This is a genomic window from Parafrigoribacterium soli, assembly GCF_040227235.1.
Taxonomy (GTDB): domain Bacteria; phylum Actinomycetota; class Actinomycetes; order Actinomycetales; family Microbacteriaceae; genus Parafrigoribacterium_A; species Parafrigoribacterium_A soli.
In genome coordinates this window covers 673,122-690,407 of the sequence record NZ_JBELNZ010000001.1, presented here as the reverse complement: position 1 = coordinate 690,407, position 17,286 = coordinate 673,122, and the positions used below count along the sequence as shown (strand labels likewise).

Below are 17,286 nucleotides of genomic sequence, written 5' to 3'. Positions count from 1 at the left end.
GAGCCCCCAGTCGGATTCGAACCGACGACCCCCGCTGCAAGGGCGGGCGATGGTTATCTCGGTGAGCCCCCAGTCGGATTCGAACCGACGACCCCCGCTTTACAAGAGCGGTGCTCTGGCCAACTGAGCTATGGAGGCGAACAACTCACCCATAGTACCGGCGGCCGCGGTGCTCAGAGCGACGTCAGCAGCGCGCGCGCATCCACTGCGTTCTTCGAGGCCGGACCGCTCTCACCGTCGACCACACCGCCGACGTACAGCCATCCGAGTAGCTGCTCGTTGTCGGCGAGCCCGTGCACGCGGCGCACCGGTTCCGAGCGCACATGACCGCCCGTGCGCCACATCACGCCCCAGCCGGCCTCGTCGAGCAGCAGGCTCAGATAATGCGCGACACCGGATGCCGCAGCATCCTGCTCCCAGTCCGTCACCTTGAAGCTGGGTTTGTGCCTCACCACGAGCGCAAGCAGCAGCGGGGCTCGCAGCGGCTTCGCTGCGAGCCTCTCCGCATCCGCGAGTTGCAGGCCGCTGGCTGCCACGAGTGCCTCGCCGAGGCGATGGCGCGCGTCACCCCGCAGGGCGATGAGTCGCCAGGGGCGGAGAGCGGCGTGGTCCGCCGCCCCGGCTGCCGCCGTGATGAGCGGCAGCAGCTGTTCGTCGGTCGGGGAATCGGTGGTCACCCTCGGCCTGGACCGGCGGCGGAGGATCGCGTCGTGCGCGCTCACCCTGAGGTCAGTCTTCTTTGAAGTTGAGCGAGAGGGAGTTCATGCAGAAGCGCGCGCCCGTCGGGGTCTGCGGTGCGTCGTCGAAGAGGTGCCCGAGGTGGCCGCCGCAGTTGGCGCAGCGCGCCTCCGTGCGGGTCATGCCGAGGCTCGTGTCGGTGAGGAGCTCCACGGCGTCGGGGTTGATCGACTCGTAGAAGCTCGGCCAGCCGCATCCGGCGTCGAACTTGGTTCCGCTCTGGAACAGTTCGGCTCCGCAGCCGGCACAGGTGTAGACACCCTGCCGGTTCTCGTCGAGCAGCGCGCCAGACCAGGGGCGCTCGGTTGCGGCCTCGCGCAGCACCGCGTACTGCTCCGGCGAGAGCTCGGACTTCCACTGCTCGTTGGTCTTCTGAACGTCGGGGGTCTTCTGGGTGCCAGGCGTGCTGGTCATGGTTTCTTCCTCTCAGGAATACGTCTTACGCACCATTAAACTCGCGACCAGGCGCGAATGTTCCACCGGGCTCCCGTTCCGGGTCGAACTATGACGAAACTCGCAGCGCGGCGTGGAGGTCGACACGGTGAGGAACACCGCAGAGTGGTACCGCGGCTTCGCCGAGGGCGAGGCTCGCGGCCGCTCCGCCGTCTACGAGGCCTGGGCATCCGGCATCGCCGACGACCCGGAGCTGCTCGCCCTCATCGAGCGACTGCCCGAGACCACGCGCCAGCCGAGTCTCGTCTTCGCGGTCGCGCGCCTGCTCGGCGCACCTGAGGGCGGCTTCGTCGCCTTCAAACAGTGGATGCTCGGCAACTGGGCCCGCGTGCGACCCCAGGTCGCCTCCCACCTCAATCAGACCAACGAACCCGGGCGCTGCGCGTCCCTCCTGCCCGCGCTCGCCGCGCTGCCGGGCGCGCTCGCCCTGCTCGAGATCGGCGCGAGCGGCGGACTCTGCCTCTACCCCGATCGCTACAGCTATCTCTACGACGATGGCACGCGCATCGACCCGGCCGACGGCTCGAGCACCGTGCTGCTGCGCTGCGCGACGAACGGGCACGTTCCGTTGCCTCCGCAGGCGCCCGAGGTTGTCTGGCGCGCGGGCATCGACCTCGCCCCACTCGACGTCACCGATGCGGATGACCGCCGCTGGCTGGAGACGCTCGCCTGGCCGGAGGAGCACGAGCGCCGCGAGCGCATCCGGGCCGCCATGGACATCGCCAGGCGAGACGCGCCGCTGCTGGTCAAGGGGCAGGCGACGGATGCCCTGGTCGGGCTGGCAGCGCAGGCTCCGGCCGGCGCCCCCCTCGTCGTCATCACGAGCGGAGTGCTCGTCTACCTTCCCTTTCTCGAGCGCCAGCGCTTCATCGCCGCGGTGCGCGAACTCTGCGCGGCCTCGGGCGCGCACTGGCTCTCGCTGGAGGGGATCGACGTGCTCCCGCGCGTGAAAGAAGCCCTGCCGCAGGGTGACGGGCGTTTCGTGCTCGCGCTGGACGAGCATCCGCTGGCCTGGAGCGGACCCCACGGCCAGAGCCTCGACTGGCTGCCGGGCTGAACCGAGCCTGCGCGACCGCGGCGAGTTGCGCGACCGGCCACGCTCGTGCGGGCTTCGCGCAGAAACCCGGGCCTAGGATGTGCGTGAACTAACGTCAGCGCACGGTGCGGAAGGAGCGGGGTGGCAGCCAACGCGGAGTCGACCGGACCCCTCCGGGGCCAGACGCCGCCGACCCTCGCCGAGCGCGAACAGCGCATCCTCGCCTTCGAACGCCAGTGGTGGAAGCACGCAGGGGCGAAGGAGGAGGCCATCCGCTCCGAGTTCGGCCTTTCCGTCGCCCGGTACTATCAAGTGCTGAACGCCTTGCTCGATTCGCCCGCCGCTCTCGTGAGCGACCCCATGCTGGTGAAGCGCTTGAGGCGACTGAGAGACGCGCGAACCTCCGCGCGCTCGGCCCGTGTCATCGGAGACGCGGCACCCGGCAACGGTCGGAGCAAGTGACCATTCACGCGGCAGCAGTCGTGACCCCCCAGAACTGAGCGACCGAGAGAGTTATGGCGAATTACCCGAAAGATCGATTCGACTCTGTGCCCGATGACCTGCTTCGGGTCGGCGCGCATCGGGCTCCCGCCAGGAACGGCCGTGGCTGGATCGCCTTCGGTTGGGCGGCGGTGGCAACCCTCGTGCTCATCGTGGCGGGCCTATACGCGCTGTCCACCCTGACTCCGGGCCGCATCCACCTGCCATTCGAGGCGCAGAGCGCATCACCCAGCGCGTCAGCCACACCGAAGGCGGCCGCGACGGCCGCTCCCAAGCTCGACCCGACCGTGCCGATCACGGTGCTCAACGGAACGACTACCCAGGGCCTCGCGACCAAGGTCGGCGACTACCTCGTGGCTCAGGGCTGGACCGGTGCGGGCCCGCTCGGAACCCGCGCCAACGCCTCGGAGAGCACGATCGCGAAGACGGTCGTCTATTACAAGGACGCCGCGGATGAGGGTGCGGCCCGCGCGCTCGTGAAGACGCTCGCGGTCGGCGAGATCCGCCTCAGCACCGACTTCAATGACCGCATCACGGTCGTGCTCGGATCCGACTACAAGCCCCAGTCCTAGCTCTTTCGGGGCGCGCCACCCGTCAAGCACGGCCCGGCGGCTCGCCGCCGTTAGTCTTCTGCCCATGGGCAATCGGCGCGCAGTGACGACTCGGGTTGTGCGCGGCGCGAAGCCGACCAGCCTCGTGGTGCTGGTGGCGCTCCTCGCGTTCGCGGCATCCGGATGCGCGTCGGAATCACCGAAACCGAAGCCCACCACCTCGCCCGGGTACAGCTCGAGCTACACGCCGCCGCCGGCCACCGCGCTCGCCCCGCTGCGTGGTACCTCCGTCAGCGTCGGCTCGCTCAAGAACGCCTCGATCGCGGCCAAGATCGACAATCATCCGGATGCGCGCCCCCAGGTGGGACTCGAGCACACCGACCTGCTGTTCGAAGAGCTCGTCGAAGGCGGGCTCACGCGCTACGTCGCCGTCTGGCAGTCCGACATTCCGGAGCTGCTCGGTCCGGTGCGCTCCATCCGGCCGATGGATCCCAACATCATCTCGCCGCTCGGCGGCATCGTCTGCTACTCCGGCGGGCAGCAGCGCTTCGTCAACCTGATGCGCCAGACTCCCGTCTACAACGCGATCCACGGGCAGCCCGACACGGCGTCCACCTTCTTTCGCACCAAAGACAAGGCCGCACCGCACAACGTGCTCGTGAAGGCGCGCGAGCTGCTCGCCCAGCACAAGGATCTCGCCGCCCCGGCGCAGCAGTTCGCGTACTCGCTCGACGTGCCGTCGGCGACGGCGACCAAGGATGGCGCCCCCACCGCCACGCTCTCCTATAAGTTTTCGAACCTCATCTCGGGTTCCTGGTCCTACGACGCGGGCAAGAAGCACTTGCTGCGCACGCAGGCGGGCAAGGCCGACCTGGACGCGACCGGCACGCAGCTCTCGGCGACCAACGTGGTCGTGCTTCGGGTGGCCGTGACCAACGACACCAACGTGCCGCGCACCGAGATGATCGGCGGCGGAGAGGCCTGGGTTTCGACCGGCGGAGGCACCTCGCACGCCACCTGGTCGAAGGGCTCGCCGACCGATCCGATCCACCTTGTGGACGACCAGGGCGTCACGATTCGACTGGCTCCGGGCAACACCTGGATCGAACTCGTGCCCCACGCCGGTGCGGTGCAGATCACGGCGCCCGCCGCATCCTGAGCGCTCGCTCCGTTCACTTGCACTCTCAGGGGTAGAGTGCCAGAATCTATTAGCACTCCTATGTTGTGAGTGCCAAAGCTGTTGCAATTTCCTGACGTCCGGGAGGGACGAGAAACACACATGGCAAAGATCATTGCTTTCAACGAAGAGGCCCGTCGCGGCCTCGAGCGCGGCCTGAACATCCTGGCCGATGCAGTCAAGGTGACGCTTGGCCCACGCGGCCGCAACGTCGTGCTTGAGAAGAAGTGGGGCGCCCCCACCATCACGAACGACGGTGTGTCGATCGCCAAGGAGATCGAGCTCGACGACCCGTACGAGAAGATCGGCGCCGAGCTCGTCAAGGAGGTCGCAAAGAAGACGGATGACGTCGCAGGCGACGGAACGACCACCTCGGTCGTGCTCGCCCAGGCTCTGGTTCGCGAAGGCCTGCGCAACGTCGCGGCCGGTGCCGACCCGATCAGCCTCAAGCGCGGCATCGAGAAGGCCGTAGCCGAGGTCATCGCCGCACTGGTTGCCGGTGCCAAGGACATCGAGACCAAGGAAGAGATCGCGGCTACCGCATCCATCTCTGCCGGCGACACCGAGATCGGCGCGCTGATCGCCGAGGCGATCGACAAGGTCGGCAAGGAGGGTGTCGTCACCGTTGAGGAGTCGAACACGTTCGGCACCGAGCTCGAGCTGACCGAGGGCATGCGCTTCGACAAGGGCTTCCTGTCGGCGTACTTCGTGACCGACCCCGAGCGCCAGGAAGCGGTCTTCGAAGACCCGTACATCCTGATCGTCAACTCGAAGATCTCGAACATCAAGGACCTGCTGCCGATCGTTGACAAGGTCATCCAGTCGGGCAAGCAGCTCCTCATCATTGCTGAGGATGTGGATGGCGAGGCTCTCGCTACCCTCGTCGTCAACAAGATCCGCGGCATCTTCAAGTCCGTTGCCGTCAAGGCTCCGGGCTTCGGTGACCGTCGCAAGGCCCAGCTGCAGGACATCGCCATCCTCACCGGTGGCCAGGTCATCTCCGAGGAGGTCGGTCTCAAGCTCGAGAACGCCACCCTCGACCTGCTCGGCCGCGCCCGCAAGGTTGTCGTGACCAAGGACGAGACCACGATCATCGAGGGCATCGGCGACGCCGACGCCATCGCCGGTCGGGTCAAGCAGATCCGTGCCGAGATCGAGAACACCGATTCCGACTACGACCGCGAGAAGCTGCAGGAGCGCCTGGCCAAGCTGGCCGGTGGCGTTGCAGTCATCAAGGCCGGTGCCGCGACCGAGGTCGAGCTCAAGGAGCGCAAGCACCGCATCGAGGATGCAGTGCGCAACGCGAAGGCCGCCGTTGAAGAGGGCATCGTCGCCGGTGGTGGTGTCGCGCTCATCCAGGCCGGCAAGGTCGCCTTCGAGGGCGCATCGGTCACCGGTCTCACCGGTGACGAGGCAACGGGCGCGAACATCGTGCGCGTGGCCATCGACGCCCCGCTCAAGCAGATTGCCCTCAACGCGGGTCTCGAGCCCGGCGTTGTCGTCGACAAGGTGCGCAACCTGCCTGCTGGCCAGGGTCTCAACGCGGCAACCGGCGAATACGTCGACATGCTCGCTGCGGGCATCAACGACCCGGTGAAGGTGACCCGCTCGGCGCTGCTGAACGCGGCATCCATCGCGGGCCTGTTCCTCACCACCGAGGCCGTCGTGGCCGACAAGCCGGAGAAGTCTGCGGCTCCGGCCGGCGACCCCACCGGTGGCATGGACTTCTAAGTCCGTCGTACTGACGAGCGGGGCGCCTCCTTCGGGAGGCGCCCCGCTTCGCGTTTCACCGCCGCATCAGCGGGAGAACAGCCGCGCGTTGGCCGACTCGATGTCGGCGTAGTGCTGGCCGGCCTGGCCCAGGGCCCGGTTGATGGCATCCAGGCTCTCCTCCACCCGCTGCTGGGTGGACTTCCAGTCGGTGACCACCGCCTGAAACGCGTTCGCCGCCTGCCCGGACCACGAGTCCTGCAGGCTCACCAACTGCCCGTGCAGGCCGCCGACCTCCGCCTGGATGCGGCCGATCGAACTGCGCACCGCGTTCGTGGCGCCGAGAACGGCCTCGCTGTCTACCTGGTACCTGGTCATGATTCCTCCACTCGTCGTGTCGCCGACAGTACGCAGGTGCGCCCCGCCGAGCGTGGCCGGAGAGGCCCGCTGGGGTCAACGCCATGAGCGCGCGGGTTGGGGAGGGGGAGTGGGGCACCGCGTTGTCCAGTAACCAGACAGAACGCGGGAGATCAGGCCGGAAGCGGAGACGACTCGCGGGGGAGCAGCGGCAGGGTTACGCGGAAGGTGGCTCCGCCGCCGGGGGTCTCGACGACCGTGACCTCGCCCTTGTGCGCGGCGACGATGCCGGAGACGATGGCGAGCCCCAGACCACTGCCACCGGTCTCCCGGGTGCGGGAGGTGTCGGCGCGCCAGAAGCGCTGGAAGATCTTCTCGCGGATCTGCGGCGGGATGCCGGGGCCGTGGTCGATGACGTCGAGCACGGCGACTCCGCGCTTCGCATCCACGTGGACGCCGAGCTCGAGGGGACTGTCGTCCGGCGTGAAGCGCATCGCGTTGCCGATGAGATTGGTGACTACCTGGCGGATCTTGTTCTCCTCCGCGAGCACGACGGCGGGAACGCTCAGCACCACCTCGGGAACGACATTCAGCTGGGTGCTGGTCTGGGCGGGCTGCGTCGTCGGCCGGGCGCGACGAGACCGCAGTCGCGCCAGTTGCGCTCCCGCGAACGCGATCGGGCCGGTGGGCGTGGAGGCCCGGACAGGCGGACCTGCCGCGACCGTGGGCTCGGCCACGGCATCCGGCTCTGGTTCGCTGACGACGACCGTGACCTTGCGGCCGGGCGAGGACGCCATGGCGTCGAGGGCGGCGTCGCGCGCGATGGGCAGCAGGTCGACGGGTGCGAGCTGCAGCGGTTTCGCCTCGTCGAGCCTGGCGAGTTCGAGCAGGTCGCTCACCAGCTCGCCCATGCGAATCGCTTCCTTCTCGATGCGTTCCATCGCCTGACCGACGTCTTCGGGCTTCTGCAGGGCCCCCATGCGATAGAGCTCGGCGTAGCCGCGAACCGACACGAGGGGCGTGCGCAACTCGTGGCTCGCGTCGCCCACGAACCGCCGCATCTGGTCGATGGTGCGGGCGCGATCGGCGAAGGCTCGATCGATGCGTCCGAGCATGGTGTTGAGAGATCGATTGAGACGACCGACCTCGGTGTTCGGGGTCGCGCCGGGGAGTCGCTGGCTGAAGTCACCATCCGCGATGGCTGCGGCCGTCGCTTCGACCTCGCGCAGCGGGGCGAAGGTGGAGGTAACAAGCAGGCGCGTGAGCGCAGCGCCCAGGATGACGACCGAGAGTCCGAATCCGAGGAAGATCACGGTGAACTGGCTGATGATCGCGTTGCTGCTGTAGAGGCTCTCGCCCACGACGACCACGACGTTTGTCGGCGAGCTCTCGACGTTGCCCACGAACGCCACGATGCGCCACTGGCGCTCGTGCTCCGTGTCCCACACCGTTTGTGGTTGACGCTGCGCGCTCACCACGCTGCTCATGGTGAGTTGCCCGAGCACCGGCTTGGGCGTGGAGTCGGACAGGTTGGTGCAGATGACGTTGCCGTCGGCATCGAGCACGGCGAAGAAGTACTTATACGGGCCCGTGTCTTGCTGACAGGTCGTGTCGCCGGTGGGCGTCACGATCGTGATGGGCTTTGCGGCGGCGCTGATGTTGCTGTCGACCTGCGCGAGGAGGTAGCTGCGCAGCACCGTCATTGTGCCGATTCCGGCGACCAGCAGCCCGAGTGTCACGAGCAGCACGGTGACGCCGGTGATCTTGGTGCGCAGGGAAACCGCGCCCCACCAATCGCTCAATTGCTCGTGCACGAGAGCAAGGCTATGCGGTGAAACTGGCGAGTGCCTGCACCGGGCTAGACCCGTGCTGCTTTGAGCATGTAGCCGAAACCGCGCTTGGTCTGGATGACCGGCTCCTCGGAGTACTGGTCAAGCTTGCGGCGCAGGTAGGAGATGTAAGACTCCACGATTCCCGCGTCGCCGTTGAAGTCGTACTCCCAGACGTGGTCGAGGATCTGCGCCTTCGAGAGCACCCGGTTCGGGTTGAGCATGAGGTAGCGCAGCAGCTTGAACTCGGTGGGGCTGAGTTCGATCTGCTCGGAACCGATCGTGACCTCGTGCGTGTCCTGGTCCATCGTCAGTTCGCCCGCGCGGATGATCGCATCCTCTTCATCCTGCATGGTGCGGCGCAGGATGGCCTTGATGCGCGCGACGATCTCGTCGAGGCTGAAGGGCTTGGTGACGTAGTCGTCGCCGCCCACAGTGAGACCGGTGATCTTATCCTCGGTGTCATCCTTCGCGGTGAGAAAGAGGATGGGCGCGGTGTAGCCGGATGCGCGCAGTCGCTTGGTCACGCCGAAGCCGTTCATGTCGGGCAGCATCACATCGAGAATGATGAGGTCCGGCTCCTCCTCGAGAACGGCCGAGATGGCCTGCGCCCCGTTGCCGACCGCTCGCACGGCGAAGCCCGCGAAGCGCAGGCTCGTGGTCAGAAGATCACGGATGTTGGGCTCGTCATCGACGATCAGAATCCTTGGTCCATCGCTCATGCAGCCAGTATCTGCGCGTTAGCTGAACGCTTGCTGGGAGCATTCTTGCCCGGGCTGTGCGCCGGGTGCACACTGATTCTGACCGTTGGAGTGCGGGAGAAGGGAGTGAGCATGGAGGTCGAAGGGGACCACGAATTCACCTCCCAGGGCGACCCGGTGTGCTGGATCGAGCACGTCTGCGACGAGTGCGGAGCCCTGGTCGAGGGGCAACTGCCCGCCACCTGCTGGCGCTGCGGAGCGCAGGTCACCCCCCGCTGACGATCGTGCTGGCGGTGGGTGCTCAGGCCGGCGTGATCCGCACGCAGCAGTGACCGGCCTGGGGGTCGAACAGGATGCCGTGCTCGGAGTCGCCGGCACCGTCCGCGACCCCCTGCAGGAGGCCCAGGTTGGCGTGGCAGATGACATCCGTGTGGCTGGTCGCGAGGCGGTGGAACGGGCAATTGGCCAGAATCATGCCACCGTCGCCGTCGTCACAGGGCTCGTAGCCCGTGTTCTCCAGGGCGAGCCGCAGGGACCCGGCGGCCGCGCCGATTTGCCGACCGGTCTCGGTTGCGACGCGCGTGAGCACGGTGCGCACTCCCTCGCCGCTGCGATCGGCCTCCTCCACTGCCGAGGCCAGGAGCTCGCCGGCCAGCTCGTAGTGGCGCTCGGGGATCGAGACCTCGAGGTCGCGTTGGCCGAGCTTGTACAGTTTGCTCGGGCGCCCCGAGCCGGGGCCGGTCTTACCGCTCAATCGGCGGAACTCGACCTCGAGCACGCCCTCTTCCACGAGGCGGTCGAGGTGGAAGGCGGCGGTGGCGCGAGGCATGTCAAGGGCCGCGGCGGCCTGGTCGCGACTCACCGCCTCCGTGCTGCGGTTGACGAAATCAAACAGGGCGCGACGGGCCGGGTCGCTGATGGCAGCGAGCGCGGAGAGTTGCCTCGTCGTTTCCTCGTTCATGTACCCATGCTAACTCTAAAACGGTGAATCTTGACAAAAGAATCTTCGTGCTTCTAAAGTCAGCTAAGACAACTTTTGGAAAGGACAGGCGATGACTACCACCGCATCCAGCGTCGTGTCGGACAGGGCATCCATCCTCAAGGCCGATCCGGCCAGACAGGCATTCATGCTCCTGCGCACGGTATTCACCATTGCGCCGATCGCATTCGGTCTCGATAAGTTCTTCAACCTGCTGACCGACTGGCCGAGCTACCTCGCTCCCGCAGTTACGGACGTCGTGCCCATCTCCGGCCAGCAGTTCATGTACATCGTCGGCGTCGTCGAGATCGCCGCCGGACTGCTCGTGCTGTTCGCACCCCGCTGGGGCGCGCTGGTCGTGGCAGCGTGGCTCGCCGGCATCATCATCAACCTGCTGGTGCTGCCCGGCTACTTCGACGTCGCCCTGCGTGACTTCGGGCTCTTTGTCGCCGCTCTCGCGCTGTTCCGGCTGAGCTACAGCGCCGTCGCAAACCCTCGCGCAAAATGAGCCTCACACTGAGTTCCGATGAACGGCTCGCCGTTTCGGATGCGCCGCTGCTGACGCTCGTCGATGGTGAGTCCGGCGTCGACCTGGCCAGGGCACAGGCCGCGGTCGTCGACCTGCTGACCGCTCTCGGTCGCGACGTCACCGGGCCGCACCTCGCGGATACCCCGCGCCGGGTCGCGGCCAGCCTGCTGGAGATGCTCACCCCGCGCGAGTTCAGCATGACGACTTTCCCGAACGAGGAGGGCTACGAGGAGCTGGTGCTCGTTCGGGACATTCCGTTTCACTCGCTCTGCGAGCACCACCTGCTGCCGTTTCGCGGTGTCGCGCACGTCGGCTACATCCCCGGTGACCGCATCCTGGGCATCTCTAAGCTCGCCAGGGTGGTGGAGCTCTTCGCGAGCGACCTGCAGGTGCAGGAACGGCTGACCAAGCAGGTCGCCGACTACCTGCAGCAGCAATTGGATGCCCGTGGTATCGGCGTTGTGCTCGAGGCCGAGCACCTGTGCATGTCGCTGCGCGGCGTGCAATCGGCCGGTGCCACCACCGTGACGTCGACGTTCCTCGGCAGCCTTGCCGACGACGCCGGCCTGCGAGACCGGTTCTTCACATCCGGCACTCGGATGTCCACGGCCGCACACAACGCGTAAGACTGAGTACAGAACAACTATCGCCGGGAGGCACGCATGTCCGCAGAACAGAACTTCGTCATCGTGGGGGGCGGCCTCGCGGGGGCATCCGCCGCAGAGGAACTGCGCAAGCAGGGTTTCGACGGCAGCATCCGCATCGTCGCGGGCGAGGCGCACGAGCCCTACATCCGTCCGCCGCTGTCGAAGGGTTACCTGGCCGGCTCAGACGGGCTGGATGCGGTGTACGTGCACCCGAAGGAGTGGTACTCCGAGAACCGCATCGAGGTGACCACCGGCACGAGCGTGACGAAGATCGACCGTGCCGCGCACGAGGTGACGCTCTCCACCGGCGACAGGGTCGCTTACGACAAGCTGCTGCTCGCCACCGGTTCTGCTCCCCGCACCCTGTCGATCGAGGGAGCGGACCTCGGCGGCGTGCACTACCTGCGCACGATCGACGACTCCGAGGCGCTGCAGACCGAACTGCGCGCGGGCGACAAGAAGCTCGTGCTCATCGGCTCGGGCTGGATCGGCATGGAGGTCGGCGCGACGGCTCGCGGCTTCGGCAACGAGGTCACCATTCTCGAGCGTGACCCGATTCCGCTCGCGAACGCGCTCGGCGACGAGCTCGGAACCATGTTTGCCGACATGCATAAGGAGAAGGGCGTCGTTCTGCGTCCCTCCGTCGGCGTGACGCGGATCGTGGGCGAGGGCGGTCGGGTAACCGGCGTGGAACTCGAGGGCGGCGAGGTCGTGCCCGCGGACGTGGTGCTCGTCGGCATCGGCGCTGTGCCCAATGTCTCGCTCGCTCAGGAGGCCGGTCTCGAGGTCGACGGCGGCGTGCTCACGGATGCGTCGCTCGCGACGAGCGACCCAGACATCTTCGCGGCGGGAGACATCGCAAGCGCGATGCATCCGCTCATCAACCAGAGGCTGCGCAGCGAGCACTGGGCCAACGCGCTCAACGAGGGTGCGGCCGCCGCGCGCTCGATGCTCGGCCAGGAGGTCAGCTTCGACGACATCCCGTACTTCTACACCGACCAGTTCGACCTGGGCATGGAGTACTCGGGCTACGGCCCGCTCACCCGCGGCGCGAGCGTGGTCTATCGCGGCAACCGCGATGGCCGCGAGTTCATCGCGTTCTGGGTGGCCGACGGCAGGGTTGTCGCGGGAATGAACGTGAACGTCTGGGACGTGAACGAGCAGGTGCAGCGCATCATCCGCGAGGGAGCTCAGATCGATCCGGCGCGACTGGCCGACGAGTCGGTGCCGCTCGAGGAACTCTGATCCGGTGCTCGTAGCTGGGCTATTCTTCGAGCTGGAGGAATGCTGACGTGACGCGACGGATCGGTGCCCGCGAGTTCGATTTTGACCGCGAGGTCGCGGTGATGGCGGTGATCAATCGCACGCCCGATTCGTTCTACGACAAGGGCGCGACGTTTGCGCTCGACAAGGCGGTCGCGGCAGCCCTCGCGGCGGCCGAGGAGGGCGCCGACTGGGTCGACATCGGCGGGGTGCCGTTCGGTCGCGGTCCCGTCGTGACGCTCGACGAGGAACTCGAGCGAGTCGTGCCCGTGGTCGAGGCGATCGCGGTGCGATCCGACGTCGTGATCTCGGTCGATACGTTCAGCGCCGCGGTGGCGTCCGCCGCCATCGAGGCCGGAGCCTCCGTTATCAACGACACGAGCGGTCTGTGGGACCCGGGCATGGCATCCGCTGTCGCAGCCTCTGACGCGACGCTCGTGCTCACCCACAGCCTGCAACCGCCGCGGGCAGAGCCGCCGGCGCCCGAATACATCGACGTGGTGGATGAGGTTGTCGCCTTTTTGCGCGACCGCATCGCCCGCGCGAACGCGGCCGGCATTCCCGACGAGCGCATCATCGTCGACCCGGGTCACGACCTCAACAAGAACACCTTCCACTCGCTCGAGCTGACCCGTCGCCTGCGCGAGGTCGTCGCACTCGGATACCCGACGCTCGCCGCCGTCTCGAACAAGGACTTCGTGGGCGAGACGCTCGATCGCGAACAGGGCCAACGGCTTGAGGGCTCGCTTGCCGCCGCCGTGTTCTGCATCATGGAGGGGGCGCGCATCGTGCGCATGCACAACGTGCGGGCCTCGGTGGATGTGGTGCGCATGACCGAGGCGATGCTCGGCTGGCGGGCTCCGGCCTGGGTGCTGCACAACATGGGACTCGAGGAGCGGAGAGCCGTGAATGGCTGACTCGGACATCCGGGCGCTCGATCCCGCCGCGGGCACGCTCAGCGACGAGGAGCTCGCCGCGCGCTATGCGGTCGCCGATCGTTCTGCGCCATGGTTGCGCGCCAACTTCGTCTCGAGCGTCGATGGGGCCGCGACGCACGACGGCCTCTCGGAGGGGCTCGGCTCGCCCTCCGATCAGCGGGTGTTCCAGGTGCTGCGCTGGCTCGCGGATGTCATCATCGTCGGCGCGGGAACGGTGCGCGCCGAGGGTTACAGCGGTTCGCTGCTCGACGAGGCCGCTGTGGACTGGCGCCGATCGCACGGTCTGGCGCCGCATCCGGAGTTCGCGATCGTCTCGGCGAGGCTGAACCTCGACCCGGCGAGCAGCCTGTTCACGGATGCCCCCGTGCGGCCGCTCGTGATCACCTGTTCCGCGGCTCCGGACGATCGCCGCGCGGCCCTCGCCGAGGTCGCGGACCTGATCGACTGCGGTGACACGCGGGTGGACACGGCGCTCATGCGTTCCGCTTTGGCCGAGCGCGGGTTGCCGCAGATGCACAGCGAGGGCGGACCGCACCTGTTGGGCGCGATGATCGAGGACGGTGCGATCGACGAGCTCTGCATCACGATCTCCGCGCGGCTCGAGGGCGGCACGGCCCGGCGCATCACGGATGGCCACCTCGCCTCCGCGACCCCGATGCGCCTCGCGCACGCGCTCAGCGCCGAGGACGGCACCCTGCTCCTGCGCTACACCCGCGCCTGACCGCCGCGCGCGCCGCGCGCGCCGCGAGATGCCAGTTGTGGGAGTTATTTTCGCCGAATGACCCCCACAAGTGGCATCTCGCGCCACGAGGGGTGAGGTGACGATTACGCGGCGAGGCCGTCGGCGTCGAGGATCGTGTAGCTGTAGCCCTGCTCGGCGAGGAAGCGCTGGCGGTTCTGCGCGAAGTCCTGGTCGACGGTGTCGCGGGCGACGAGCGTGTAGAAGTTGGCCGGTAGCCCTGACTCCTTGGGACGCAACAGGCGACCGAGGCGCTGGGCCTCCTCCTGGCGCGAGCCGAAGGATCCGGACACCTGGATGGCGACGGTCGCCTCCGGCAGGTCGACCGAGAAGTTCGCGACCTTCGAGACGACGAGCACGGTGATGGTTCCCTCGCGGAACAGCTGGTACAGCCGTTCGCGCTCATCGACCGGGGTCGAACCGGTGAGCTTGGGGGCATCCAGGGCTTCGGCGAGTTCGTCGATCTGGTCGAGGTACTGACCGATCACGAGGATGCGCTCGCCCGCGTGCCTGCGAACCAGCGACTTCACGACGTCCAACTTTGCGGGCGCGGTGGCGGCCATCCGGTATCGCTCTTCGTCTGCTGCCGCCGCGTACTCGAGCCGCTCCTGCTGCGGCAGGTCGATGCGCACCTCGAAGCAGGATGCGGGGGAGATGAAGCCCTGCGCCTCGATCTCCTTCCACGGGGCGTCGAATCGCTTCGGCCCGATGAGGCTGAACACGTCGCCCTCGCGGCCATCCTCGCGCACGAGGGTCGCGGTGAGCCCGAGGCGGCGGCGGGCCTGCAGTTCTGCGGTGAGCTTGAACACGGGCGCGGGCAGGAGGTGCACCTCGTCGTAGATCACGAGTCCCCAGTCCATGGCGTCGAGCAGGGCCAGGTGCGCGTACTCGCCCTTCCGTCTCGCGGTGAGAATCTGGTAGGTCGCGATGGTGACCGGTTTGACCTCCTTGACCTGACCGGAGTACTCGCCGATCTCATCCTCGGTGAGGCTCGTGCGCTTCAGCAGTTCGCTGCGCCACTGCCTCGCCGAGACCGTGTTCGTCACGAGGATGAGCGTGTTGGTCTTCGCGGTCGCCATCGCTCCGGCGCCCACGAGCGTCTTGCCCGCGCCACACGGCAGCACGACGACACCCGATCCGCCGACGAAGAAGTTGTCGATCGCCTGATTCTGGTAGCCCCGCAGGTGCCAGTCGTCTTCGACGAGGTCGATCGGATGCGGCGTGCCCGGCGTGTAGCCGGCGAGGTCCTCGGCCGGCCAGCCGAGCTTCACGAGCTCCTGCTTCAGTTGCCCGCGAGCCCACGGCTGGATGATGTACCGCTCGATCGCCGGCCCGCGACCGCGCTGGTCGTCGGGCAGGAAGAGCAGCGGCGCGATCTTCTTGCCGCGGATGATCTCGGAGAGCACCGCGGTGTCGGTGGAGCGCAGGATCAGCGTGCCCTCGGCATCGCGCTCGATCACGAGGCGCCCGTAACGGGCCACGGTCTCGGCGATGTCGACGGAGACGGACTGCGGGATGGGGAAGCGAGAGTACTTCTCGAGCGTGGCGAGCATGTCCTCGGCGGTGTGCCCGGCGGCGCGCGCGTTCCACAGGCCGAGCCGCGTGATGCGGTAGCTGTGGATGTGCTCGGGCGCCCGCTCGAGCTCCGCGAAGACCGCCAGATCGTGCCTTGCGTCCTCGGCATCCGGATGTGCGACCTCGAGCAGCACCGTGCGGTCACTCTGCACGATGAGGGGTCCGCCGGTCGCCGTGGGAGACGGAGTTTCGGCGGCGATGGTCATCCTTGAGAGTCTACCGGGGAGTGCTCGGCGAGGAGGTTTCGATACGCTCGCTGGCGCTCGCTACTCAACCCGCGTGCGGGCCCGCTCCTCGGTCAGCCAGGGTGAGCGCACGGCCGAGCGGCGAAGCCGGGTCGCGGGCGATCGCCACGAAGCGCTCGCCGATGAGCTCGTTGCCCTCGAGATCCGGGTGCAGGTTGTCGCGCAGGTGGTGGGCATCCGCGAGGCCGAAGAGCGAGAGGCCGTCGAGCAGGAAGAGCCGCTCGTCGTCGCGAACGCGAACCGCCCCCTCGATGAGCTGGCGCGTCGCCGCCAGGGTGAGGCGGCCATCCCGTGGGTATCGCTCGCGGGGCAGCGCCATCGCCCTGCCGTCCGGCCCGGCGATCGTGGGGCCCGGAGTGTCCTCGTGAATGGGACACGCGACCGCCGTGATGAGCACGATCGGGGTATCCGGCTGCTGGCGCCTGATCGTGTCGAGAAAGCCGTGGACGGCCGGCCCAAAGGTGCGCACGCTGAAGCCGTCGCAGTTGATGACGTTAATTCCGAGCTTGAGGGTGATGAGGTCGGTGGGATGCGCGGCCATCGTCTGCGCAACCGCCTGGTCGAGCACGGCCTGCCCCGCGAAACTGAGGTTGCTGAAGTTCAGGTCGAGATCGCGCGCGACGCGCTGCGGCCAGGGACCGAAGGGACCGGGCGCCTCCAGGGAGTGACTGATCGAGCTGCCATGGTGCACCCAGCGCGGTCTGGAATCCGGCGGCGCGATGTGCACCACGGCATCGGCCGTCGCGCCGTGGATGATCACCTCGGAGTCGTGCGGCAGCCAGAGGGTCACCGGGCGCTCGGTGCGTCCGTCGCCGCCGGGAGTGAGGCGCACCACGCTGCGGGACGTGCCGCTCTCGTGGATCTCGCCGGAGGCATCCGGCCAGCGCCTGGTGAAGGTGTCACTCTCGACGCGATCGACCAGTTCGCCGTGGATCTCGGCGGCGAGTGCGGGTCGCCAAGCTCGCGGTTCTGCTCGAGCACGCGAGTGCGGATCGACAGGTCGAGATCGATGCGCGTCGCCGCCGTGGCCAGCCGAAAGCGCACGCCCGTGGCAAGACCCGAGATAAGGCGGATGTTCTCGTCGGCGCGCTGCGTGAGGGAGGCCTGCGAGAGCCGACGCGGCGAAAAGCCGCCGTCCACCCACACGATCTCGACCGCCCCGGCCGTCGCTGCGGTCAGAAGATCGAGCGCGATGGGCACCTCGGATGCTGCGCTGCCGTTGGTCACGAACGTCCTCCAGATTGAATCGTTCTAACGATATCGGTGAGAGCGCACGAATGGGGCGAGCGAACGCTGGCGAATCATTCGCGTGAAAGCG

At 67.5% G+C, this 17,286-nt stretch carries 19 protein-coding genes and 1 tRNA gene; 10 read left to right on the top strand and 10 right to left on the bottom strand.

Annotated elements, in window-relative coordinates; genetic code table 11:
* Positions 1-64 precede the first annotated feature (64 nt).
* The 3 genes from ABUA37_RS03370 to msrB form a co-directional block, all read right to left on the bottom strand.
* Positions 65-138 (bottom strand) — tRNA-Thr (locus ABUA37_RS03370).
* A gap of 35 nt (positions 139-173) precedes the next feature.
* Positions 174-722, bottom strand: a complete 549-nt coding sequence (locus ABUA37_RS03365; RefSeq protein ID WP_349897700.1) for a nitroreductase family protein — start codon at positions 720-722, stop codon at positions 174-176.
* 7 nt (positions 723-729) lie between these two features.
* Positions 730-1,152, bottom strand: coding sequence for a peptide-methionine (R)-S-oxide reductase MsrB (gene msrB, locus ABUA37_RS03360; RefSeq protein ID WP_349897699.1), 423 nt, complete (start codon positions 1,150-1,152; stop codon positions 730-732).
* 127 nt (positions 1,153-1,279) lie between these two features.
* Between msrB and ABUA37_RS03355 the strand changes: the two genes are divergently transcribed.
* The 5 genes from ABUA37_RS03355 (at position 1,280) to groL (ending at position 6,187) form a co-directional block, all read left to right on the top strand.
* Positions 1,280-2,248, top strand: coding sequence for a DUF2332 domain-containing protein (locus ABUA37_RS03355; RefSeq protein WP_349897698.1), 969 nt, complete (start codon positions 1,280-1,282; stop codon positions 2,246-2,248).
* 120 nt (positions 2,249-2,368) lie between these two features.
* Positions 2,369-2,689, top strand: coding sequence for a DUF3263 domain-containing protein (locus tag ABUA37_RS03350; RefSeq protein ID WP_349897697.1), 321 nt, complete (start codon positions 2,369-2,371; stop codon positions 2,687-2,689).
* 86 nt (positions 2,690-2,775) lie between these two features.
* Positions 2,776-3,300, top strand: a complete 525-nt coding sequence (locus ABUA37_RS03345) for a LytR C-terminal domain-containing protein (RefSeq protein WP_349897696.1) — start codon at positions 2,776-2,778, stop codon at positions 3,298-3,300.
* A 64-nt stretch (positions 3,301-3,364) separates the two neighbouring features.
* Positions 3,365-4,438 (top strand): DUF3048 domain-containing protein, encoded by a 1,074-nt coding sequence (locus tag ABUA37_RS03340; protein WP_349897695.1) that lies wholly within the window; start codon positions 3,365-3,367, stop codon positions 4,436-4,438.
* 120 nt (positions 4,439-4,558) lie between these two features.
* A complete protein-coding gene (gene groL, locus ABUA37_RS03335) occupies positions 4,559-6,187 on the top strand; it encodes a chaperonin GroEL (protein ID WP_349897694.1) in 1,629 nt (542 codons plus the stop codon).
* 66 nt (positions 6,188-6,253) lie between these two features.
* Here the strand turns inward: groL and ABUA37_RS03330 are convergent, their stop codons facing one another.
* From ABUA37_RS03330 to ABUA37_RS03315, 4 genes are all read right to left on the bottom strand, one after another.
* Positions 6,254-6,544 (bottom strand): WXG100 family type VII secretion target, encoded by a 291-nt coding sequence (locus ABUA37_RS03330; protein ID WP_349897693.1) that lies wholly within the window; start codon positions 6,542-6,544, stop codon positions 6,254-6,256.
* Positions 6,545-6,696: 152 nt separating this feature from the next.
* Entirely contained in the window at positions 6,697-8,337 is a 1,641-nt protein-coding gene (locus ABUA37_RS03325; protein WP_349897692.1) for a sensor histidine kinase, read from the bottom strand.
* Positions 8,338-8,381: 44 nt separating this feature from the next.
* Positions 8,382-9,074, bottom strand: a complete 693-nt coding sequence (locus ABUA37_RS03320) for a response regulator transcription factor (protein WP_325519553.1) — start codon at positions 9,072-9,074, stop codon at positions 8,382-8,384.
* Between the two features lie 280 nt (positions 9,075-9,354).
* Positions 9,355-10,014, bottom strand: a complete 660-nt coding sequence (locus ABUA37_RS03315) for a helix-turn-helix transcriptional regulator (protein ID WP_349897691.1) — start codon at positions 10,012-10,014, stop codon at positions 9,355-9,357.
* A gap of 91 nt (positions 10,015-10,105) precedes the next feature.
* Between ABUA37_RS03315 and ABUA37_RS03310 the strand changes: the two genes are divergently transcribed.
* The 5 genes from ABUA37_RS03310 (at position 10,106) to ABUA37_RS03290 (ending at position 14,130) form a co-directional block, all read left to right on the top strand.
* A complete protein-coding gene (locus tag ABUA37_RS03310; RefSeq protein WP_349897690.1) occupies positions 10,106-10,540 on the top strand; it encodes a hypothetical protein in 435 nt (144 codons plus the stop codon).
* Positions 10,537-11,187, top strand: a complete 651-nt coding sequence (gene folE / locus ABUA37_RS03305; protein WP_349897689.1) for a GTP cyclohydrolase I — start codon at positions 10,537-10,539, stop codon at positions 11,185-11,187. Before ABUA37_RS03310 ends, folE begins: the two co-directional genes overlap by 4 nt.
* A 36-nt stretch (positions 11,188-11,223) precedes the next feature.
* A complete protein-coding gene (locus ABUA37_RS03300; protein WP_349897688.1) occupies positions 11,224-12,453 on the top strand; it encodes an NAD(P)/FAD-dependent oxidoreductase in 1,230 nt (409 codons plus the stop codon).
* Between the two features lie 101 nt (positions 12,454-12,554).
* Positions 12,555-13,388: a dihydropteroate synthase gene (gene folP, locus ABUA37_RS03295; protein WP_349897884.1), complete on the top strand. Its 834-nt coding sequence runs from the start codon at positions 12,555-12,557 to the stop codon at positions 13,386-13,388.
* Positions 13,381-14,130: a pyrimidine reductase family protein gene (locus ABUA37_RS03290; RefSeq protein ID WP_349897687.1), complete on the top strand. Its 750-nt coding sequence runs from the start codon at positions 13,381-13,383 to the stop codon at positions 14,128-14,130. The genes folP and ABUA37_RS03290 overlap by 8 nt, the downstream gene beginning before the upstream one ends.
* A 104-nt stretch (positions 14,131-14,234) precedes the next feature.
* Here the strand turns inward: ABUA37_RS03290 and ABUA37_RS03285 are convergent, their stop codons facing one another.
* The 3 genes from ABUA37_RS03285 to ABUA37_RS03275 form a co-directional block, all read right to left on the bottom strand.
* The gene (locus ABUA37_RS03285; RefSeq protein ID WP_349897686.1) at positions 14,235-15,929 is read right to left on the bottom strand and encodes a DNA repair helicase XPB; all 1,695 of its coding nucleotides are present in this window, start codon (positions 15,927-15,929) and stop codon (positions 14,235-14,237) included.
* A 64-nt stretch (positions 15,930-15,993) separates the two neighbouring features.
* A complete protein-coding gene (locus tag ABUA37_RS03280) occupies positions 15,994-16,803 on the bottom strand; it encodes a GDSL-type esterase/lipase family protein (protein ID WP_349897685.1) in 810 nt (269 codons plus the stop codon).
* Complete coding sequence (locus ABUA37_RS03275; RefSeq protein WP_349897684.1) at positions 16,755-17,195, bottom strand: hypothetical protein; 441 nt, start codon at positions 17,193-17,195, stop codon at positions 16,755-16,757. Before ABUA37_RS03275 ends, ABUA37_RS03280 begins: the two co-directional genes overlap by 49 nt.
* Between the last annotated feature and the right edge of the window lie 91 nt (positions 17,196-17,286).